Source organism: Roseburia sp. 1XD42-34 (assembly GCF_009917385.1).
Taxonomy (GTDB): Bacteria; Bacillota; Bacilli; order Bacillales; family Amphibacillaceae; genus Virgibacillus.
The window spans coordinates 1-22727 of record NZ_QWLJ01000025.1 but is presented as its reverse complement, the minus strand read 5'-3'; the positions used below and the strand labels follow the sequence as shown (position 1 = coordinate 22727).

The window sequence follows — 22727 nt, the reverse complement described above, 5'->3', positions numbered from 1 at the left end:
GACAGCAATCCTTTATACAGACACTTGAAGCCATAATTTGAACTTTTAGCAATGAAGAATGAAAGTACTACACTTCCACATTCATATAGCGAAAAAGCTCCAGAATCGCCATTAAGCGGCTCCGGAGCTTTTTCAATTTTTAATTCTATGAAGAATTTCCCCAAGTCCCCTTTTCTAACCAAGTGCAACATCCAATATCATCATAACTGTAAAGCCAACCATTAAACTCATAGAGGCTAAATCACGGTTTCCTTGTTCTTGGGAGCCAGGAATGACCTCTTCAGCTACCACAAAAATCATGGCTCCTGCAGCAAAACTTAATGCATATGGCAATAAAGGCTGGACATAAGTAACTGCCAAAGCTCCCATGATACCTGCAATAGGCTCAACCATTCCCGAAAACTGCCCGTACATAAAGCTTCTTCTTCTCGACATTCCTTCCCTGCGCAGTGGCATAGAAACCGCAACGCCTTCTGGGAAATTTTGAATACCGATTCCAATGGCTAAGGCTATAGCTCCTGCAGCGGTTGCTGTTGGTAGATCTGCTGCAATGGCGCCAAACGCTACGCCCACTGCTAAACCTTCTGGAATATTATGCATTGTTATCGCTAAAACTAGCAACGTACTTCGTTTCTTACGATTCGGATGTATCCCTTCCGCTTCTTGGATTGGTGAAGTCGGATGCAAATGAGGTAATATTTTATCAATTCCCCACAGGCAAATTCCACCAAACATAAAACCTACCGCAGCAGGAATCCAAGGTGTGTCACCATTTGCTTCAGCCATCTCTAACGCTGGTGCTAATAACGACCAAAAGCTAGCAGCTATCATTACTCCGCCTGCAAAACCTAGCATACTATCCAAAAAACGTTGATTAAAATTTTTGGTTGTAAAAACGAGAGCCGCGCCAAGTGCTGTCATTCCCCATGTGAATAAGGTTGCAATCAGTGCTTGCATTACTGGATGTAGTGTAAGAAAATAGTCTATTAGCATGCGCATACCCTCCATAACTTCTTTTATTTACCATAACGCCATTTTATCATAAATCAGCTTCTCTACCATAAAAATAGTTTGCCTAAGAAGATTATAACCAACCTGTTATTCTGTTGACGATTACATAACTATAGATAATCTATTGTCATATGGACGTGCTGATCTGTTCTATGGTCCGAGTCGCTAAATGCTTGTTTGATCTGAACTTTGCTCGAATTAAAACGAGCTTACTCATTCTAAACTATTGTATGCTCGAATTAACAAGTACTTGCTCAATTTTTTCTAATACCTGCTCAAATGGGTGCTTGCCCCCTTCGTGTGTTGCTTACCCCAATCAATCCTTCAGACCAAAAATAATTCGCAATGATAAAGACAATGTAATACAATTATAAAGCAATCTTCAATCAGTGGAGGCTTTCATTCATCCCCACGGCTTGTTCGTACCTTAATGGTAGACCTAAAGGCCTCCGGACGAAATAGGGATTTAGATCCTATTATCTCCCACTTAGACTTGTTGCTAGTAAAGATTATCTTACTCCTGGAGTGGCAGGCTTACAGCAACTTAGGATAAACGTTCGTAACAAATAAAATTACCGTTTAGAGGGAAGATATGATGAGACTTTGGCATGAAAAACTGATTACAAAACTACCGAGACAACAATTATTAGGTCAACATCGAGAATGCTGTGCTTTACGTGGCAATGGCTGGGGGAAAAAACATGCAACCGTCAATTATGTATTTTACTATTCTCCTTATCGCCTCTTCTTATACCATCAATTGATTATAGATGAAATGAAAAAAAGGGAATACCACGTTAACCCTTTGTGGGAGAATCCATTTTATCGCGGCAAAGCTTGTAGCCTGCATACAGCGAATAGTTTATATGCACCGGAAGAGGAAGCACTGCAAAAGCGACCGATCTATCCGGAACATGACGAAGTATATTTACGTGAATGTATCGATAATTTAAAAGCAAAGGGAATTCATATTTGTCTCTAACTTTATGACTTTTTAAAGGGATCTACCTGATCACGCTGTATGGATAAAGCAGCCTTTTTTGGTTGCTGTATAGGAAACTATAAAATGAGGTGCTTGGGGATAACGAAATAACCGACTAGTCACGTCCGGCGCAAGCGCCCAGCAACGATGCGACTTTAGAAATACCCCTCCGATAAGACCTCATTGGTTCGTCACAAAGGGGAAAGCCGACTAAAAACGGGCTTGCCGCTTCGGGTCGACATACTACTATTTTTAGTGGCATAATTCCAATTCCTTTATCCCGTAAAAAGGCGTTGTAGACTCCCACGGTCTTAGAATGGAAGATGTGAGCTGAACAAGTCAAAGTGGGAGGGAACAGCACCTAAACTAACCATCAGCGGGGAGGAAGAAAACCCCGTTGATGGAAGGTTCACTTTATCTCTCGTTGATTCGTTCCAGTCGCTACGTTGCTAAACGGGCGCCCTAAGCCTTTGTTCTTGTTTACCTTAGTTTTATTGTCTCTATTCTCTCTTTCATACATTGGTCGATGATGAACGTCTCTTTCAAAACCAGCACACTATTTCACGTAAAGTACTCTATTTTTGCATGAGGGAAAAGCTTTTCGATATATCCACCTAATGTTGCTTTTATATCAGCCTGCTCCTCATCTTTATATACATATTTACCGATTCCGTAACGTCCCCACTTATATTTTCTTTTCGCTTCATCTAACTCCAGCTTTGTCATCGGGTAATTTTTTTCAATAACCCGTTTAGCTGGTTTTGTAAAACGATGTTGAATCAGTTCAAAAGTCATGCCTTTTTTCGCTTTTTCTGGTAGCATTGCTTCTAGTTTTTCAAACATCTCGTGGTAACCGGACTTCCAGCCTTCATGTAAGTAAATAGGCGCTACAATAAATCCTAATGGATAACCTGCTTCTGCCACTTTCACTGCTGCTTCTATTCGTTCATGAAGTCGAGATGTGCCAGGTTCAAAATATTTAATAATGTAATCATCATTAATACTGAAGCGAAAGCGCGTTCGTCCATTATGTTTTGCATCAAGCAAATGGTCTACATGGGCGAATTTGGTAACGAATCGCAACTGTCCATACTCCGATTGCCCAAAAAACTCGATCGCTCGCTTTAACGTATGTGTCAAATGATCGATACCTACAATATCAGACGTACAAGATGCTTCAAATCGAGTGATTTCAGGAGCACGCTCGCTCATATACTCCTCGGCAGCTTCAAATATATCTTCTACATTAACATACGTACGTATATATGGCTTGCTTCCCATTGTTGTTTGTAAATAACAATAATGACAATGCCCCATACAGCCAGTTGCAAACGGAATAGCATACTCTGCGGAAGGCTTTGATGTGTCAAATTTCAATGTTTTTCGCAGACCGACTACTAAAGTAGATTTAGCTACACGATACCTTTGAAAATGATTGTCTCCTGGTAAATTACGAATTTGATTATGAGAGGTAGTTTGCCTTATTTCAATTCCCATATCTTCAAATTTCGTAATAAGCTCTTTTCCTAAAGGGTATTCCAATGCTTTTGGCTCCACATATATAAGCTGCGGCACAAACGGCTTAACCATAATAGCCTTCCTGATCTGGGACACCGAAAGCAGTCGCGTAAGCTGCTTCTGCCTCATCGGCAGATTTATATACCGCTACTTCCTCCGTTAAAGGATAATATGTTTCATAAACAAATAGTGCCAGCTCATTTTGGCGTTCAGGGTTTTCAACGACCGCAGCTTGTTGAATATGGGCAACATTTTGAGCATGGGGGTTGCGAATAATGATATAAACTACTTCGCCTGGTTGAAAGTTATCATTCACTTCCATCTTTTCACCTAGCTTTCTTCATCTTTACACTCATTATGCGCAGGACCACTTCAATTTATTACAATAAAGTTAGAAAAATAAGGATAGTTGCAAACAAATATTTCAAGGCACCTTTTGCTCCTATCCATTGAAAGTAAAATATATATCTGTTTTTAAAATCTAATTACGGATTTGCTTAAATGCTTCTGCTTGTTTCTTAATTCCTTTTTCTGCGGCAAAGCGTTCAATACTGGAAGCGCCAAAGAATCCAACAATACCGTCGACTCTTTTAATCACATAGGCTGCATCGTCTGGTTCAGCGATTGGACCGCCGTGACATATAGCTGTAATATCTGGGTTAACGGATTTACCCGCATCAATAATTTTTTGAATCCGTTCTACTGCATCATCTAATGTTAAGGCTGTTTTAGCACCAATGGTACCTTTGGTTGTTAACCCCATATGTGCTACGAGCATATCTGCTCCAGCAGCCGCCATTTTTTTAGCCTGTTCTTCATCGAATACATAAGGAGTAGTTAGCATATCCAGCTCGTGAGCTTTGCGTATCATTTCTACTTCTAAATCATAGCCCATGCCAGTCTCCTCTAAATTTTGACGAAAAACACCGTCAATTAAGCCAACAGTAGGGAAATTTTGAACCCCACTAAAGCCTTGATCTTTTAGCTGCTTTAAAAATACTTCCATCACTCGGAACGGATCTGTTCCATTAACACCTGCAAGAACAGGAGTATCTTTGACAACTGGAAGTACTTCACTTCCCATTTCTACTACTATTTGGTTCGCATCTCCATAAGAAAGCAGCCCTGCTAAAGAACCGCGACCTGCCATGCGGTAGCGACCAGAGTTATAAATAATTAACATATCTGCTCCACCAGCTTCACTACTTTTGGCAGTGATTCCAGTACCAGCTCCAACTCCAAGCAAAATATTATCTTGATTGATTTGCTGATTAAATCGTTGCATGATCTCTTTTCTAGTTAACATATTAGTTCGCTCCTTTTTTTCTTTCAATTAATTGAATTAATTTCTCTGCAGCTGCTTCTGCAAAAGCTCGGTCATTTATTGCCTGTTCCAATTCAATTACTTGAACTTTTGTTTGATCTACGTTTTCTTTTAAAGTATGAAATAACATTTGGTCTTCTTCAGGCCCATAAAATGGTTGCCCTTCTACATCTAGTCCAGATAACCCTTTTAATGGTAGGATTAAAGAAGTACTACCATGGGCCAGATTTAATTTATTGGCAATGACTTTTCCAATTTGCTTATTCTCCTCCACACTTGTCCGCATCAACGTCACAGTTGGATTATGCTTGTAAAACTTGCGACCTGAAAATTTTTCAGGAACGGTCTCAAAAGGTCCAAAGTTAACCATATCCATAGCGCCAACAGAAACTACTTGTGGAATATGATTTTTCGCTGCTGCTTCCAATCGATTTGGGCCAGCTGCTAAAACACCACCAACTAACTCATCAGCCCATTCTGTCGTAGTTATATCCAATACACCTTCAATAAATCCATCCTCAATAAGGTTCTCCATTGTTCTTCCGCCAACTCCGGTTGCATGAAAAACGAGCATTTCATAGCCTTGTTTCTCCACATACTCCTTTGCATAATTAATACAAGGTGTAGTTAAGCCAAACATGGTGGCCGCTATTAGTGGCTTTTTTTCTATTTCTTGATCATTTTTAAATTGCAACATTCCAGCAATTGCGAAAACAGCATTGGTAAATATTTTTGTAGATATTTGATTTAACCCAGCCACATCAACAATAGACGGATACATCATAATATCGCTTGTCCCAACATAATGTGCTATATTTCCAGAAGCAACCGTTGACACCATCACTTTTGGAACTCCAATTGGCAATGCTCTCATTCCAGGAGTAACAATAGAGGTCCCTCCTGATCCTCCAAAAGAAAGCACTCCGGCAAATTTTCCAGCTTCGTAGAGCTGCGGTAATAAAACTTCCATTCCTTTAGACAGAGCAAGTGTTGCTTTTGCACGATCTTTTGCAGTTACAATTGCTTGCATATCTTCTCCAGCAGATTGAAAAATCGCTTTATTAGAAATATCCGGTTCAAATTGAGGCGTAAATACACCTGTGTGGATCGTCAATACATGAAACCCTAAAGATTCAATAAGTTCTTTGACATACAAAAACTCTTTCCCTTTTGTATCAAACGTTCCTGCTAAAGCAATCGTATTTGTCAATGTACTCTCTCCTTTTACATTAATAAGAAAACGGCATCATATCGAAACGAAAAAAATGGTTGCTCTTTGTTTTTTCTTTCATATATATGATACCGTTTTCGGCAGTAAATATTAATGTAGTTATGTATGTTGATTTTGTCTTTTTGTTCACTTTCATTCAATAACTTGTAAACCTTTCGTTGAAAAAATGTAATTTTATCTTGCATATAACTGGAAGGAAAACATGTTTTCCAACTTACATGGTCAATACCAGTAGGAAAGCGTAACATCCAGCAGTCACGAAATACCTGCTATCTTCAGAAAGCCTATCGGTCATATCCGTATAGTAGAAACGATCAGCAAAGAACAAAGGCGCAGAGCGCCCGTTTAGCAACGTAGCGACTGGAACGAAGTAACTAAAGTTTTAGGAATCATGCTCCTGCAACAGGAGTATGCCGACGCCTGAGCGGCAAGCCCGTATTTAGTCGGCCCTCCTCTTTGTAACGAACCGATGAGATCTTATCGTAGGGCGATTTCGCGAAGTCGCCTAGTTGCTGGGCGCTTAAGCCGGACGTGGCTATTCCATTATATCGTTATCCATAAGCACCTCATTTTTTACTTTCTTATCTTGTTAGAGACCTTGGCTATTGCCAAAGTCTTTTTGACGATAGCCGTAGGTTTTCTGATACTATAAACCCTAAAAATTTTATAATTTCATATAGTGCGAAAAATGAACCCTACTGATTGAGGTTTTCACTTTATCTTTTGAAGAACTGTGTTGGCGGAACACCTTTTCTTTTTTTAAATATTTTGCTAAATTGCGTGTAATTAGGATAACCAACCATTTCAGCAACCGTTACCAAGGGAAGCTTCTCTTCCTTCATCATTTCAATTGCCCGATTTAATCGAAAATCGACTAAATATTGTACAAATGGAACCCCCACTTCTGTTTTAAATAACGTACTTAAGTAGGTTCTGGATAAGTTTAAAATAGCTGCCAAATCATTTAATGTAATTTCCTCCATATAATGATGGCTTATGTAATCCTTTATAAAATCAACATAATCTCTTTTATTTGCAAAGCCTTCCATAATCTTTTGAATAGAAGCTTCATATTGTACGTTATACGTTTCTTTAAATGATTTCGTTACAGTGGTAATTACTTGTTCAGCTGGAATACGTTCAAAAGCCGAGCCACCAATATATCCGTCTATGTCTGTACCATCGTACATAAACTGGACATCAATCGGTCGGCTAATAGAACCACCATATACCATTTTAATGACATTCGGATTTACTTCATCACAGGCGTTAAAAATATCTACAGCTAACCTCTTAGCAGACTGTAAGGATTGAATTTGTTTTGCGCCTAATACTCCACCCGTTGTTAAACCTAGGTGGACACAAATTACGTCCGCCCCAGCTTTAAGCATATCGATTGCTTGTGATTGATTAAATACAAATGCTACCGTAAATAAATCCAATTGGTTCGCTATTTGAATAGCTGTGACCTCTTTTGCAAAAGTTAGACCCTGTGCTTCTAAGGATTCTCGAAATTGACCATCAATTAAACCAACAGTCGGGTAATTATTTATTCCAGCAAAACCGCACCATTTTATCTGTCTGATATAATCTTCTATATGGATCGTCGGATCTGTAGCAAATAAGCCGAAAATAGTTGGAATTTCATTTACAATTGGCAATAACTCCTGGGTAGCAAAATTCATCACAATTTCATTACTATTTGCACATGCTGTAAAACCAGCTAAAGAGCTTACCCCCATTTGCCGAAATCTTCCCGAGCTTAGAGCTAAGATAAAATCCGCCCCTCCCTGCTCCGCATATTTTGCTGTAAGCCCAGAACCTGCTGCAACACCAATAATATGTTTATTTGTTTTAATTTGTTGATTTAACGTTTCCAATAATCTACTTCTACTTAACTTCATTTTTTAGTCTCCATACCTTTAATTGAAGTATACATACGACAAGTTCAGCCATTATAAAGTAAAGCTTCATTTAGTGATGGGCTTATTCCATCCATAACTGAATAATAACTTGAGCGAATTGGGAATTTATGTACCTTTATCTAACCATTTCGTACCGACTATAACTCTTGAAGTAGAGTTTGTTGGAATATCCAACCGGAAACAAAGGATCATTGCTTTTTCCTTATCTTTAGACTCTGTCAACATTGTAGATGAAGTAAGTATCCTTTCTTAGCAAAAATCGTATTCGCTTATGATGCCTTAAAAATCGCACCATTTTATGGTTATCATTTTCTACCTTGTTTCCATTAATTATATAGTAGTTCTTCTTTCAAAACACCTTCCAAACAAGTAAATGGTATGGTTATCTATAAACAAGCTTTCCTGCACCATACTTCTTATAAGTTTTAGGGTATGCTATGTTTCTTATGACTAGCTCTCTTTTTTTCTAAATAGAAAAAAATACAATCACAACATTATCGATTTCACAAGCAATGGTAAGCTCGTTGAAAAGACGAGAAATAATAATATTCTGGTTCATCTTGCTTGTTACTTTACTCCTAATTGTTTTGTTTTTCAAGTCTCCTTATTCTAAAAGATAGCGAGTATGTCAGCATAATACGAAGTATTGTGCGGAGCTAGAAAAGAAAAGGCCGAAAATATGAATAAAACTAAAGATTACTTCGAATATATTTTTGTAGCTTTAATAGCTTCTATAGGTTGTGGTAGTATAATGGGATATATGTTAGATGCTATAGGTTTATACCCTTTTGCTGTCTTGGGAAATATTATGTCATTAAATAATTTCGTGGCTGCTGCTATCTTAGGTCCAATACTATTAAAAATCTTATATCCACGGGTAGAGAAGTGGGGATTGATTTGGACAGATATAATGGATGAAAAAGACTATTCAAAACCTAGTAGTTTGAGAGCGTACTTCCTTACATTCTCATCTATAGCTACTTTTGTGTTGGGGAACTACTTGTCTATAAACGTATACGGCGGAATAGCTTTTGGAGCAGGTTTTCAACAAGAAGGTGATTTATCAGTAGTAAATCAAGTTGGTTTCGTTATAGGTTTATTACCATTAATGTTAATTTTCATTATTGCTATGGTATATCCTTCAAGAAATACGAACAAAAAAGATACTTCACAAAATGTCGCATAAAGGAGGTCTAATAATGATTAAAAATTATAGTTTTATAAACGAGCCACTATATCCTGATGTTGAATTAAATGGGTGGGATTTGAGCTTTTTAATACGAGCTATGTAAGAAGGTTAAAGCGATTGTCACATTTTGGTGCAGGGTCAATTGTCTCACCTGTAGTACATTCTAGGTATGAACATACAATAGGTGTTTGGAAATTAACAGCTCACTTCTTCCCTAATGATAAATTAGCTAGAGCTGCTGCGATTCTTCATGATATAGGACATTTACCATTTTCTCATTCAATCGAAAGAACTTTTGGATTTAACCACCACGAGCTGACTGAAAAATACTTAAAAGATAACGAAATAGAAGAAATATTAGACAAAGCTGATCTTACTTGTCTAGAGGTAATAGACTTTTTAAATTCACAAAATCAAATCACAGGAACCGATGAGATAATAGGGTTAGATCACTTAGATAGTTTTTTTAGGGATACTTATATGAATGGGGGAATAGATAGACTCCCCAAAGACTTGTTGAGTTCTCTAAGCTGTTCAAAAACAGGAGTTATTGCTAATGATTATGAAACGGCTCTTTACGTAATGGAATTAATTTTAATGGATCATGAGTTGTTTCTTTCTCCCCAATTATTAGCTGCTGATCGAATACTAGCAGAAGCAATAAGCCTACACTTTAAAGGTATAGTTGATTCTGACATTGCATTCTTAACTGATTTTGAGTTATTAACTCTTTTGAATAATTCAAGTAATTCTACAGTGAAAGACCTAATGAATTTATTAATGAACAACCCTAGTAAAATTAATATTCAATCATCAATTACAGGAGATGGAATTAGCTTCGGAGTGAGAAAGATATACAATAAAACACCTATGTTAGATGGAAAACCTTTAAGTGAAGATTTAAAAGTAAAAAACATATTAGAGAAGTTAGGGGAACTTAAAAGAGAGTACGAATTGATTGTTAACGACAACTATTAATTAAACTCATTTCCTCGATCACCAGGCTCTTCCGAGAAAAATAACAGAATGAGTTGGATATTAACTTTGGATTTAGTAGATGAATGAAGTTAGGTGTATTTGAAGATTTATTTGAGGAGTATACATTGAATTCTAAGAACTGAATATGAAAAACAAAAAGACCGTTATTGTAGCGGTCTTTTGTCATGAATAAAACTATCTTTTTGGTGGGTCCAAGATTAACATAGGGAGCCAGAAAAAAGTCCAAGTTATAAACAAAAAGGTTAGATATCCCTTCCCGCCCATAAAACTGACTTGTTCTCTTACTTCTTCTAATCTTTCTATGTCTTCTTTATCTATTTCTTTTCCCATTTCACACTTTTCCACTTGCCTATCCATGCACAGTTAACGGGTTAACTTCTCTTAAAAAATCAAGCTATGAATAATTCAGGATTATATATAGGTATCAGCATTTATCTTAAAAACTAACTTATATTTGCATAAAGTTGGCTCCTGAAAGTTGAAGAAATTTGATGATGGTTAAAATTTTACTTCTGGACACTCCATTTATTACCATATCATCTAAAAAAAGGCATACTTCACCCATGTAAATGAATTTCGTTTTTTAAATTATGGGTAGTTTTTTTAGTTTGATCACTCCAGAACAGGGAGCCTTTGAATCTTCGCTAAGGTTGACCAAAAAACCCCGCTGTTGGACGGTTCATTTTATTCGCTCCAGTCACTACGTTGCTAAACGGGCGCCTGCGCCTTTGTTCTAAACAATAAATTTCGTAAACCAAGCTACATACTTTGCCCCTGGAATAAATAACGCTTGTGCTAGCAATGTACCTAATAAGCGCGAGCTAACCATCATAAGTGAAACTCCTTTTAACGTTCGGTAGCTCCCTCTGTTGTTGACAACATCATCTGCTAAAACAGAAACTTTTGGGTCAACAAACACTACTAGTAAAATCGTTGCTATCCCATTTATTAAGCCAGAAGCCATTACTGCTGTCGCGGCGCGTTCTGGCACAAGCAATGATGCATATAAGGCTGCTAGGACACCTATTGTATAAATAGCCGTAATGATTGTATTTATAAGAAATAATTTCGCCGGAATGTTACTTATCCGTAACCCTTTTATATCTGTTCGTTTTGGTAAACGGATATGCTTCCAACCTCGCAAAAAAAATTCAATCGATAACCCTTTTCTAATAAGTACAGGGATCGATCCTCTTTCATTAGCTAAGTGTATGATGGCGCGAGAGAACAATGCAATAAATGTCGGAAAAACGATAATTCCAGCTATCGTACCAGCCGTGGAAGCTCCAATTAAAATGCGATATTGCTCTTCTACAACTTGAAGTGCATGCTCAGGTGGTGCTGTATCTATTAAACTACCTGTAAACGGTTGTTGCATCATATTCGCTAAGCGAGATACTATAACCATAACATTAAATAACGCAAGCGCAGAGGCAATCATTTTCACCCTCGCACCTGATAAACGAACAGCATAAGCCAATGTTTCAATACTATGGATAATGAAAATAAACAGAAAAATAAGCAGCAGTTTACCAGTTATAACTTCCATGATGATTAGATTAACCTACCTTTTCACAGCGATAAGGTTATCATACCATGAATCGCAACCCTCAGGTGGAGTTTTTCCAAAAAGTAAATCTCAATCTGTGGGAGGGTTTTTTCACCCCACGGATTGTTAGACCGAAATGGTATGACCTAAAAGCCTCTGAACGATCAGGCATTTAGGTGCTGTTATCTCACACTTAGACTTGTTGAAATAGATTATCCACCTCCTGAAAGAAGGAATCTTCTAGCATCTTATATACGGGATAAAAATAAATTAGCTTTTGATTGTAATTAACTTGCTTCCATAATAACCTATATAAAACGATGCAAAAAAGACTGGATCATAACTAAAACAGTGATTTAAAAACGCAATCCATTATCTATTGTGTATACACAAATTTTTATCGTAGTCAAATATTTTAGACTCCTACAGCACAGCAAGAGCTGGAAGATCCCGTAGGAAAGCAGATTATGCTCTATGAAGCAGAGGAAACTCGCGGAAAGCGATGTACTCTAACATAGGATGTTAGGAATATTTTTAAACAAACAAGCCGGACAATTCATTTATAATTGTTCGGCTTTTGCTATATAGTATTTTTTTATGTTCTAGCCTCTGCCATATTTCACAACGTGAAACTCATGCAGCAAGATTTTGTTCCATATTATCCAAATAAGGAATACGAACGATATTTCAGAGTTTTTATTATGATCACTACATTGCTTTTTCTATCTGCTTATTCACTGAAAAATGATGAATGGTTATCTCAGGGCGACTGCCAATTCGAATATTAAAGCCGGTTTGACCAAGCCCTTCGCTAATATAAAATGGGCGTCCCTTTAATTGATGAAGACCTTTTACCATATTCATCTTTACTAACTGTCCCATTTTCCGTAGATGATATGGTTTTGGCCAATGAATTTGACCACCATGAAAGTGTCCAGAAAGTAAATAATCAAATCGATAGTCATTCATCGTTAATACTACATTAGGATCATGGGTTAAAACTAAATTGGTGCCCCGATTTATGCCAGTGAAAGCTTTTTTCACATCGCTATGTTTCGTGGAATAATTGTCGATTCCAACAATATTTATTTGCTTTCCATCTAACTCTACCTGCTTATTTTCATTTTGCAATGTTTGAAAACCATATTGATTTAATACATTCTTAAGCTTTACAAAGTTTGATTCGTTTAACACATAATCATGATTTCCAAAAACAGCAAATGAACCGTACACTGGTTGTAATTTACTTAAAGCTTGTAGATAAGGAATTAATTTGGGTATACTCCGTTTCCGATCTAAAAAATCTCCAGTTAGAGCGATAATATCAATTTTATGAGAACCAATACTTTCTATTAAACGGTCTGGAGTAACAGAAATGTTTTCTAAATGCATATCTGAAATATGCAATATATGAAGGGCATTTTCTTTGCTACCTCTATCGCCTGTATCTATCGTAATTTCATTAACAACGAGTTTCTGTGTATTTTGGTAGCCTTTCACTAATAAGTAACTAACAAGAATACATACTACTAAACCAATATACAATATATCACCTCCTCTACTATTATAATGGAAAAATCTATCGTCTGGCTAAAGCAATATTTGGCAATGATCAGCTACCTTTTTTGTGAAGGTTAAAGTAAACAAGGCAGAACAAATCTTTGACAGCTATTTTGTAGTCATATATAATATAATTCTAAATAAAACCGTCTGGTTGGTTTTTTATTGTTATAGGAAGTTATAAAATGGTGTACTTGCGGATAACGAAATACGGCTCAAATCACCAGCAACGATGCGACTTTAGAAATGCGCCCTACGATAAGACCTCATCGGTTCGTCACAAAGAGGAAGGGCCGACTAAAAACGGGCTTGCCGCTCAGGCGTCGACATCTCCCTGTTTTTAGTGGCATAATTCCTTTATCCCGTAAAAAGGCGTTGTAGACTCCCACGGTCTTAGAATGAAAGATGTGAGCGGAACAAAGTCGAAGTGGGAGGGAACAGCACCTAAATCCCCTATTTCGTAAGAAGCCTTTAGGTCATACCCTGGTGGTACTAACCGTCAACGGGGGAGGAAGAAAACCCCGCTGATGGAAGGTTCCCTTTATCATTCGTTGATTCGTTCTAGTCGCAGTCGCTACGTTGCTAAACGGGCGTCCTGCGCCTTTGTTCTTGGAGGGATAAATATGTTATCGAAGGCTGAAAAGAAACGGCAGCATATATTAAAATCCGGTATAGCGTTTGTTTTAGAGCATGATTTTCATGCATTAACATTGGATGCCGTAGCAAGCTACGCAGGAATTAGTAAAGGTGGGTTGCTTTATCATTTCCCTAATAAAGATGCTTTACTAAAAGGATTAGCTGACTATATTTTTGAACAATATACGCAGCATTTTCATGATTACGTTGCTAAAGACCGAGACGAAAAAGGGAAATGGACAAGGGCCCTCATTAAAGTGTCCAAGTGGGATCTTGATCAAAACGCTAAACTTAATGTTGGCATTATGGCTCTTTCCATGCTTGATCCTCATATTACAGAAGGAATGGCGGAGGGATATCAGCATATACAGAAACAAGTAGAGCAAGATTGGTTAGATCCTGTGGATGCAAGCATTATTCGGCTGGCAATTGATGGACTCTATTACTCGGAGCTTTTAAATATGGCTCCATTAGATCAAGATCTACGAGAGAAAGTAATTGAAAGATTACTTAGAATGACGAAATAGGAGGGAGAAAATGAATCCATTTATCCTTTTGATGTTTGCAATTGTGAGTGAAGTGTTTGGAAGTACTATGTTAAAAGTGTCGCATGGTTTTAAACGACTTTTTCCTTCCCTAGGTGTTGTGTTAGGCATGGGAATGGCTTTTTATTTGTTGTCTTTAACGTTAACAAAAATACCATTAAGTACCGCTTATGCTATCTGGTCAGGGGTTGGAACGGCGTTAACTGCAGTTGTAGGAATGGTTCTATTTAAAGAACGAGCTCACATTCAAAAAATTATCGGACTTATCCTTATAATTGGCGGAGTGGTTGCTTTAAGAATATCGAATGGGACATAATGAGGAGGAATGACTGATGAAAGGATATATGCATTTAATAATAGCGATCATTTTGGAAGTTTTTGGGACTACGATGATGAAGCTATCCAACGGGTTTAGTAATCTATTACCAACAATAAGTTTTATCATTGGCTTTGGTTTCGCATTTTATTTCTTGTCGTTAAGCTTAAAAACGATTCCCTTAAGTTTAGCTTACGCTATCTGGTCAGGAGTTGGAACGGCACTGACCGCTTTAATCGGTATTGTCCTTTGGGAAGAACCTTTTAGTTATTTAACAGCGCTAGGACTAGTAGCGATAATTGGTGGTGTAATTTTATTAAATATTGCCCCAAAGCAAGAAAATGTTTCACAATCTGCCAGTTAAATGGATTGCTTCATATTTTTACATTTTCAATCATTCTCTTACATTTTGTTAAACATTGACTTATAATAATTCAGGTGAAAATGGAAACAATCTGCCATCCTTTATCCTCGTACGTGGTAAAGGAGGTTAAACTAAATGAACATTTGGAATACCTCTTGTACCCTTATTTTTGCTTCTATTTAAAACTCCATCGACTCTCACCAAGTTTTTTATAAGAAGCAGTACTCCCATCGAATGCTCCTAACAATTAACGTTCCATGTAGGATTTACGAACTAGCTTGTTCCTCCTCGATGAACGTCCTTTAACCTTTGAACAGACTTACTGTTGATTCAAGATTCATCTTCTACTACACACGCTCCATATAAAGGATTCTCAATAAATCTTGGCTACATCCTTAGTTAATAAATTTCAATAAGCTTTATATCATTACAGGTTTTCTATTGGCACACGAACATTAGCATAATGAAAAAGGGAGCTGCTGACGTGCAACTCCTATACCATTTTGTTATTCAGTTAATAACGGATAATAACCTTCTTCTGTATGTGTTTCTGTCCCCACCAAAGGAGGATTGAAAACGCAAACCATCCGCATCTGTGTTTTCGCACGAAGTTCGTGTTTATCATGTTCATTTAGTAGATACATCGTTCCAGCCTTTAGTTTATATATTTCACCTGTTTCGAGTTTTTCAATTTCCCCTTCTCCTTCAATACAATAAACAGCCTCAATATGATTTTTATACCAGAAGAAATTGGTCGTTCCTGCTTTAATAAGCGTATCATTTAAACTAAAGCCTACATTGTCCTTTTTCATGATAAATCGACGACTCGTCCAATTATCACTGGATGTTTCATTGTCTGTACCTATAATGTCGTCAAGCGATTTTACAATCATTGGTATATCTCTCCTTTGTCTATCGATTATTATTTTTTACTACATGCTTAATACTTTCTTCTAAAATATCAAACCCTTGGTTAATTCCCTCTTTATCAATAATTAAAGGCGGTAAGAATTTGACAACTTCATCGTTTGGACCAGAGGTCTCGACAATTAGACCGATCTCAAATGCTGCCTTACAAATTTCTGAAGCATAATTAGGCTCTGGAATCACAATTCCTTGCATAAGCCCCCTTCCTCGAGCTTCTCCCTGCAACGATGGGAATTTATCGATGATACGATCGATACACTGTCTAACCAGTTTACTTTTTTGAATAATAGATTTTGAAAATGTATTATCCTGCCAAAACGCTGTTAAGGCTTCTGTAGCTGCAATAAAAGCTAAGTTATTTCCACGGAATGTCCCATTATGCTCACCAGGACCCCACTGATCATATTCTGGCTTGATTAATGTAATCGCCATTGGAAGACCGATGCCCCCAATTGATTTAGACAAACAGACAATATCCGGTGCTATACCAGCTGGTTCAAAGCTGAAAAATGTACCTGTTCTGCCGCATCCAGCCTGAACATCGTCGATAATCAACAAAATATCCCAACGCTCACAAATGGAGGCAATCTTTTGTAGCCACTCTATACTGGCCGCATTAATACCGCCTTCTCCTTGTACTGTTTCAAGAATAATGGCAGCAGGTAAGGCTACACCACTGCCGCTGTCTTCTAGGAACCGCTCTAAATAAGCAATTGAATCCTGATCATTCACATATGCATCATACGGCATCGATACGCTATGATGGAGTGGAACGCCAGCGCCATGGCGTTTAAACGAGTTACCAGTAACGGATAAGGATCCAATTGTCATACCATGAAAAGCATTTGTAAAGCTAATCACTGTATTACGTCCAGTTACTTTTCTGGCAATTTTTAATGCACTTTCTACTGTATTCGTTCCAGTTGGTCCAGGAAACATAACTTTGTAATCTAAGTTACGAGGTTTAAGAATGGTGTTATGAAATGTTTCTAAAAAGGTTTTTCGCGGTGTTGTACCCATATCCAAACTATGAATAATATGGTCATCTTGAATATAAGCGATCAGTTTTTTCTGCATGGTGTCATGATTGTGACCGTAATTTAGCGCACCTGCGCCTGCAAAAAAATCAATATACATATTTCCTTCTATATCCCAAAGCTTATAGCCTTTCGCTTTTTCAAAAATAGTTGGCCAGCCTCTGCTATAGCTTCTAACTGCAGATTCTAATTCTTCAAATGTTTGCATCCGATTATTTTTCACTACTGTTGTAGTCACCAAATCATCCTTTTATTTATTATTTGTCCTTCTAATAGGACCAATTTTATACAATTGTTCGTCTTCATGTCCTGTTCTTGGAAAATCGACCGAAGTATAATAATTGCCAACAACGCACTCGGTGTCTAGCTTTTTAGCCAAGCCTAAAAATAAATACTGTGAAGGCAAATTAGATGGCGCTACTGTAGCTTCTATAAATTGAACCTGTGCTATTCGCTTGCGATTTAACAATTGCAATAGCATACGTGTGCCGATACCTCTTCCGCGCTGCGCCCCATCTACCGCTACTTGCCAGATAAATAATGTATTCGGTTTATTCGGATGGATAAACCCGGATATAAACCCAACGACCTCCCCTTCCTCCTCTACAACGATGGATGTTTCAGAAAACATATCACACCATAAGAGATAACTATAAGAAGAATTCAAATCCAGGTTGTCAATTTGATGAATTAATTCCCACACTGCTGCGCCGTCATTTTTTGTAGGCATACGAAATGTAAGTGTTTGCTCTTCTACTTTCCGATTAATGGACGTCGTACGAATGGTTGTTTGGATGCTTTCACTTCTCCCTTCCTTTAAAAATAGATTTCTATATAAGCTTATAAATAAATGGACGACACCGTCAAAAGGGTTTAAATGTGATATAGCCCGATTAAATGGGATCAGCATCCCTCACAGCTGTAGAAAGGTCTATCCTTAAAGGATAGCTACGAAAAATTCTAAATAATAGTATAGTTAACGAAATTCGGTGAAGTATCGAACAATATTCCCTCATATTCGACAATTATTGCATTACGATCATTCATATTCATATATGTAAGCATGATAAAGTGAATGTTCAATCAGTGGAGACTCTCATTCATCCCCCCGCTGATTGATTGAGAAACGAATCCATTTAGGTGCTGTTATCTCCTACTTAGACTTGTTTACAGTACAAATTATCTAACTCCTGAAGCAGGAGCCTTACCGCACCTTATATACAGATAAAACCGTATGAAATCATGATTTTCAACTTTTCGATTTCATACGGTTTACTCCTTTGGAGAGGAATTTTGACGTAGATTATTTTTTTAAAAGATAAGAAAGTATAATATGAGAGGCTTATGGATAGCGAAATAACCGAAGCCTCACGTCCGGCACATGAGCCCAGCAACGATGTGCGTTTAGAAATGCGCCCTCCGATAAGTTATCAGGTTCGTCGCTAAGAGGAAGGCCGACTAAAAACCGCTCCCCGCCCAGACGTCGGCATACCCCTGTTTTAGTGGATTGATTCCTTTATCTCCGTGATTCGTTCCATTCGCTATGTTGCTAAACGGGCTCCCCGCGCCTTTGTTTCATATTTAGCTCAATATATTTTTTTCGATTTGCCCATGCTTGATAACAACTTGAATTGCATCATTATTTGCTAACGAATCCACATCCTCTAATGGATTTCCATTTACAACAATAATATCCGCTAGTTTACCAGTTTCTAAGGTTCCTACCTGTTCGTCCCAGCCTAAGCATTCCGCTGCTGTTTTCGTAGAGGCAACGATTGTCTCCATGGAGCTCATTCCAGCATTCCTCATTAATCCTAACTCCCGCAAATTGGTTCCATGCTTCATAACTCCAGCGTCTGTTCCCATGGCTATTTTTACGCCTGCTTGATGCGCCTTCGCAATACTTGCATGGTGTTGCTCAATCACTTCTTTTGATTTTGCAACCGCCGAATCTGGCATACCTACTTCTTTTGCTGTCTCTAATACAGCTACTGGAGCTAATAACGTGGGAACGAGATACGTTCCATTCTCTAGCATGAGTTCAATTGCTTCATCATCGATAAAAATCCCATGTTCAATAGAGTGAACACCTGCTTTTATCGCGTTCTTGATACCTTCAGCTCCTTGCGCATGTGCCATCACCTTAACGCCTTTACGAAAGTGGGCCTCTTCTACAATTACCTTCAGCTCTTCTAATGAAAATTGCGTAAATTCAGGGTGGTCTGTTGCACTTAATACGCCACCAGTCGCATGAACTTTGATGACTTCGGCACCAGCACGCAACATTTCTCTTGTTTTTTTGCGCACCTCTTCTACCCCGTCACATTTACCATTTGGCATTCCTGGATAATCAGAAGCTAATAAATCTACTGTATTCCCTGATACTGTATAACCATCACCGTGACCTCCAGTGATTGTCAATGCATTAATACTTAATTGCATCCTCGGTCCTGATATAAGCCCAACTTCAATAGCTTTTTTCACACCTAGGTCAGCACCTAAAGCGTCACGAACAGAAGTTACGCCAGCGTATAATGTTGCTTTTAAATAGTTTGCTGCTTGGTAATACATAAATGAAAATGGCGTCTCTAACCGCTTCGCAATCGGGGAATACTCAAACATCATGTGTACATGCGTATCAATAAAACCAGGTAAGATGGTCCCTCCTTGTGCGTCGATTACAGTTTCCGACCCATCCAATTGGTATTCTTTTTTGTTTCCAACATAGGTAATTTTTTCGTTTTCGATTACAACAATTCCATCATTTATTGGTTCTCCACCATTACCATCAACAATAATTCCGTTTTTTATTAGCTTTTTCACCAATTTTCCTTCCCCCTTTTACAATGTTTTTACTAGAATCCCTGCAAGAATTACAGATGCTATCGTAACAGTAGTAAAACCGCCAATTAGCATTGGTGCAAGCAATTCATTAAAAATAATTTTTTCTTCTTGTTTATTTCTAGCGATACTGCGACTAACTTCTTCACATAAAATGTAGTCTGCCGGGAATCCAAATAACGCTGTTAAAGCAACAGGCATTCCTTTTAGAGGATCCCATTTCACTAGCTTTGACATGACATATCCACCAAGGGAGATTGCGAATGTTCCTAAAATTAAAATGATTAAAATGCTAGGTAGATTTTGTACAACCTCTTGGGGCGTTACACCTGCCATTGTTCCAATAACTACAAATATAATGGCAACCATCGTTATAGAAAATGAATTTGCCTGTTCCAAAGATTTGCTTTCCAATAGCCCTAGTTTTAAACCAATAATGCCGATTGCCAAACACCATAAGCTATAATGAATCGGTGTTACTTCGCCAAGAGCAACACCAATTGCTGCACCCACAAACACGTAAAACAGCTTCAATGTTAAACTTTGCTTTAATGGATTTATTTTATCTGTCTTGCTCGCTCCTTGTGGATACATCATACCTGCATCCATAGGGACAAATGAATTTGCATCCATTTGTTTCTGAAGCTTTAATGCGTACTTGCGCATAAAGTTTAGTGCTAGCGGCATGCCTAGTACACCTTGAAAAGCAACAACCAATGCAGGAATAACAACAAGGCTAGATTTGCCAATCGCTGCAAGTTCTTCAGAAGTAATAATTAATGCAATAATTTCCTCCACTAAGCGGTCCTACGCCGGCAACAGCAGTCGCATAGTCAAAAATAAGGGAAACAACAATCAAGATAACCGCACTTGACATGATTATACCACTTAATGCAATAAAGACGGCTTTTATTTGGCTCCTTAATAAAGATAAAGGAATCAGCGTTCCCATATGAACGATTGCTGGACCAATTAAAATTGCTCCTAAAGCTGCAAATTGTGATTTTTCCAAAATATTTCCCGGAAATATACCTGTCCATACCAGGACAAGATATCCTGTCATTGCAGTAAGCAACATAGGAATTCTTGCTCTCGAAATAATGGAGAGCCATTCTCCCAGTGCAATTAAAGCAAAAATAAGTACAGTAGCGATTAGTGGATTAGTTAACAAAGGGAATCCCCTCCTAAAAAGAATAATAACTAATATATCACTAGGATTATTTTTTGTCTATGCTGTTTTTTTTGATAATTAACGTTTCTTTAGACTATTTTAATCTAATATATAATTTTTTGATTAGTCATAATTACTTATAGATTAACTAAGGTAACGCTTCCAATATATTGCATAAAAACAATTAAATATTTCTTAAAAATTTTAGCAACAAAGTATTTTTTAGAGGTAATACAAATAGAAACAACATGAAAATTATGGTTGTTACCATGAAGTGTAGAATGTAAATACCAAGCGTACATTAGTAAAGATTTTACGATCTAGTTCAAGCATTTGCCGCTATACGTAGCATTTAATTTAAGTGAATTCACTATTTTTATGCGCCCGCCCAAAACGATTGGAACAGCACAGCATATAGTAATAATAAATATGCAGAAAGAGGTGCATCTAATGGATCATAACCGATGGAAAAGAGGAGAACGCGGACCTTTTCAAGGTATTATGGAGCAAATGGACGCTTTCTTTAACGAATCCGCCAAAAATTTCAATGCGTTAATTAAGCGGCCATTGAACGTTCGTACACGTGAAACAGAAGCTAACGTAATTGTAGAAGCCGAATTACCTGGTTTTAAACGGGATCAAATTCAACTGGAAATATTCGGTAATCAATTACGAATTACCGCCGAAGATCACTCTTACACTGATAACGACACTTACAATCGCAAAGCAGAAAAAACCATTACGCTTCCATTTGCTATATCTGAAAAAGAAACAAAAGCGAAATTAGACAATGGCGTTTTGCAAGTCATTGTTCCCAAAAATAATTCCAGTAGAAAATTTATTGACATACATGATACAACAGATTCGTAATCAACTGCTATACCCGATGGTGTTTCAATTAGATGTATAAGTTAATCTCCCCTATTAAAAGAGGCCACATGGCATTCAAATTATTAAATTAATCCATGTGGCTTGTCTCAGTTTAATACCTTTTTGAAAAGCTTCTTCTTGGCGTATATTTGCGTATATTTACAAATAATTTACGCCACTTTTATACAGAATTAACAACGATTTGTTACTTTTATACTAGAAGTGAACAAAATCGCAGGCGCCCGTTTAGCAACGTAGCGACTGGAACGAATCAACGAATGATAAAGGGAACCTTCCCTCAGCGGGATTTTCTTCCTTCCCCGTTGATGGTTAGTACTGCCAGGGTATGACCTAAAGGCCTCTTACGAAATAGGGGATTTAGGTGCTGTTCCCTTCCACTTCGACTTGTTCCGCTCACATCTTTCATTCTAAGACCGTGGGAGTCTACAAGCCTTTTTACGGGATAAAGGAATTATGCCACTAAAAACAGGGGGATGTCGACGCCTGAGCGGCAAGCCCGTTTTTAGTCGGCATTCCTCTTTGCGAACCAATGATGACTTATCGTAGGGCGCATTCCTAAAGTCGCATCGTTGCTGGGCTCATGCGCGGGACGTGACTTCTGTTATTTCGTTATCTCCAAGCGCCTACATTTATACTTTTGTATGAAAATACCCTTGGCTAAAGGCAATACGAAGCTAAGCCCTTCATCATTGATTTTTTTTGAGGGGCACC

21 protein-coding genes are annotated in these 22727 nt (G+C 37.8%); 7 read left to right on the top strand and 14 right to left on the bottom strand.

Annotated elements, in window-relative coordinates; all coding sequences use genetic code 11:
* Positions 1-174 precede the first annotated feature (174 nt).
* Entirely contained in the window at positions 175-993 is an 819-nt protein-coding gene (locus tag D1839_RS13090; RefSeq protein WP_120380413.1) for a ZIP family metal transporter, read from the bottom strand.
* Between the two features lie 613 nt (positions 994-1606).
* On the opposite strand from D1839_RS13090, the gene D1839_RS13085 reads away from it, so the two are divergent.
* The gene (locus D1839_RS13085; protein WP_120380412.1) at positions 1607-1993 is read left to right on the top strand and encodes a TIGR02328 family protein; all 387 of its coding nucleotides are present in this window, start codon (positions 1607-1609) and stop codon (positions 1991-1993) included.
* Positions 1994-2554: 561 nt separating this feature from the next.
* Here the strand turns inward: D1839_RS13085 and splB are convergent.
* The 5 genes from splB to D1839_RS13060 form a co-directional block, all read right to left on the bottom strand.
* A complete protein-coding gene (gene splB / locus D1839_RS13080; RefSeq protein WP_120380411.1) occupies positions 2555-3583 on the bottom strand; it encodes a spore photoproduct lyase in 1029 nt (342 codons plus the stop codon).
* Positions 3576-3827, bottom strand: coding sequence for a transcriptional regulator SplA domain-containing protein (locus D1839_RS13075; protein WP_156875385.1), 252 nt, complete (start codon positions 3825-3827; stop codon positions 3576-3578). Before D1839_RS13075 ends, splB begins: the two co-directional genes overlap by 8 nt.
* Positions 3828-3992: 165 nt before the next feature.
* On the bottom strand, positions 3993-4817 hold the full coding sequence (locus D1839_RS13070; RefSeq protein ID WP_120380410.1) for a phosphoenolpyruvate hydrolase family protein: 825 nt from the start codon (positions 4815-4817) through the stop codon (positions 3993-3995).
* A 1-nt stretch (position 4818) separates the two neighbouring features.
* Positions 4819-6045 carry a Tm-1-like ATP-binding domain-containing protein gene (locus tag D1839_RS13065; protein ID WP_120380409.1) on the bottom strand — a complete coding sequence of 409 codons (1227 nt, stop codon included), beginning with the start codon at positions 6043-6045 and terminating at the stop codon, positions 4819-4821.
* Positions 6046-6782: 737 nt separating this feature from the next.
* Positions 6783-7970, bottom strand: a complete 1188-nt coding sequence (locus tag D1839_RS13060) for a phosphoenolpyruvate hydrolase family protein (protein ID WP_120380407.1) — start codon at positions 7968-7970, stop codon at positions 6783-6785.
* 700 nt (positions 7971-8670) lie between these two features.
* Here D1839_RS13060 and D1839_RS13055 point away from each other — a divergent pair.
* Together D1839_RS13055 and D1839_RS13050 are read left to right on the top strand one after the other, a co-directional pair.
* Positions 8671-9177 (top strand): hypothetical protein, encoded by a 507-nt coding sequence (locus tag D1839_RS13055; protein WP_120380406.1) that lies wholly within the window; start codon positions 8671-8673, stop codon positions 9175-9177.
* A 120-nt stretch (positions 9178-9297) separates the two neighbouring features.
* A complete protein-coding gene (locus D1839_RS13050) occupies positions 9298-10158 on the top strand; it encodes an HD domain-containing protein (protein WP_158589661.1) in 861 nt (286 codons plus the stop codon).
* Positions 10159-10912: 754 nt separating this feature from the next.
* Here the strand turns inward: D1839_RS13050 and D1839_RS13045 are convergent.
* Together D1839_RS13045 and D1839_RS13040 are read right to left on the bottom strand one after the other, a co-directional pair.
* Entirely contained in the window at positions 10913-11728 is an 816-nt protein-coding gene (locus tag D1839_RS13045; protein ID WP_120380403.1) for a lipid II flippase Amj family protein, read from the bottom strand.
* Between the two features lie 708 nt (positions 11729-12436).
* Positions 12437-13273, bottom strand: coding sequence for a metallophosphoesterase (locus D1839_RS13040; protein ID WP_199690149.1), 837 nt, complete (start codon positions 13271-13273; stop codon positions 12437-12439).
* 638 nt (positions 13274-13911) lie between these two features.
* On the opposite strand from D1839_RS13040, the gene D1839_RS13035 reads away from it, so the two are divergent.
* The 3 genes from D1839_RS13035 to D1839_RS13025 are packed head-to-tail and all read left to right on the top strand — an operon-like array spanning position 13912 to position 15149.
* The gene (locus D1839_RS13035; protein ID WP_120380401.1) at positions 13912-14451 is read left to right on the top strand and encodes a TetR/AcrR family transcriptional regulator; all 540 of its coding nucleotides are present in this window, start codon (positions 13912-13914) and stop codon (positions 14449-14451) included.
* A 10-nt stretch (positions 14452-14461) separates the two neighbouring features.
* Positions 14462-14785 carry a DMT family transporter gene (locus D1839_RS13030; protein WP_120380400.1) on the top strand — a complete coding sequence of 108 codons (324 nt, stop codon included), beginning with the start codon at positions 14462-14464 and terminating at the stop codon, positions 14783-14785.
* 16 nt (positions 14786-14801) lie between these two features.
* Positions 14802-15149, top strand: a complete 348-nt coding sequence (locus D1839_RS13025) for a DMT family transporter (protein WP_120380399.1) — start codon at positions 14802-14804, stop codon at positions 15147-15149.
* Positions 15150-15655: 506 nt separating this feature from the next.
* Here the strand turns inward: D1839_RS13025 and D1839_RS13020 are convergent.
* The 6 genes from D1839_RS13020 to D1839_RS20380 all read right to left on the bottom strand — a co-directional run bounded on the left by D1839_RS13020 (position 15656) and on the right by D1839_RS20380 (position 21125).
* Entirely contained in the window at positions 15656-16042 is a 387-nt protein-coding gene (locus tag D1839_RS13020; RefSeq protein ID WP_120380398.1) for an ectoine synthase, read from the bottom strand.
* Positions 16043-16061: 19 nt separating this feature from the next.
* Positions 16062-17351 (bottom strand): diaminobutyrate--2-oxoglutarate transaminase, encoded by a 1290-nt coding sequence (gene ectB / locus D1839_RS13015; RefSeq protein ID WP_199690147.1) that lies wholly within the window; start codon positions 17349-17351, stop codon positions 16062-16064.
* Positions 17352-17363: 12 nt separating this feature from the next.
* Entirely contained in the window at positions 17364-18023 is a 660-nt protein-coding gene (gene ectA, locus D1839_RS13010) for a diaminobutyrate acetyltransferase (RefSeq protein WP_199690145.1), read from the bottom strand.
* 671 nt (positions 18024-18694) lie between these two features.
* On the bottom strand, positions 18695-19936 hold the full coding sequence (locus tag D1839_RS13005; RefSeq protein WP_286164812.1) for a metal-dependent hydrolase family protein: 1242 nt from the start codon (positions 19934-19936) through the stop codon (positions 18695-18697).
* Positions 19937-19954: 18 nt separating this feature from the next.
* Positions 19955-20752, bottom strand: a complete 798-nt coding sequence (locus D1839_RS13000; RefSeq protein ID WP_199690143.1) for a hypothetical protein — start codon at positions 20750-20752, stop codon at positions 19955-19957.
* Complete coding sequence (locus D1839_RS20380; RefSeq protein ID WP_199690140.1) at positions 20718-21125, bottom strand: hypothetical protein; 408 nt, start codon at positions 21123-21125, stop codon at positions 20718-20720. Before D1839_RS20380 ends, D1839_RS13000 begins: the two co-directional genes overlap by 35 nt.
* A 450-nt stretch (positions 21126-21575) precedes the next feature.
* Between D1839_RS20380 and D1839_RS12995 the strand changes: the two genes are divergently transcribed.
* Positions 21576-21995: an Hsp20/alpha crystallin family protein gene (locus D1839_RS12995; RefSeq protein WP_158589660.1), complete on the top strand. Its 420-nt coding sequence runs from the start codon at positions 21576-21578 to the stop codon at positions 21993-21995.
* The last annotated feature ends 732 nt before the right edge of the window (positions 21996-22727 follow it).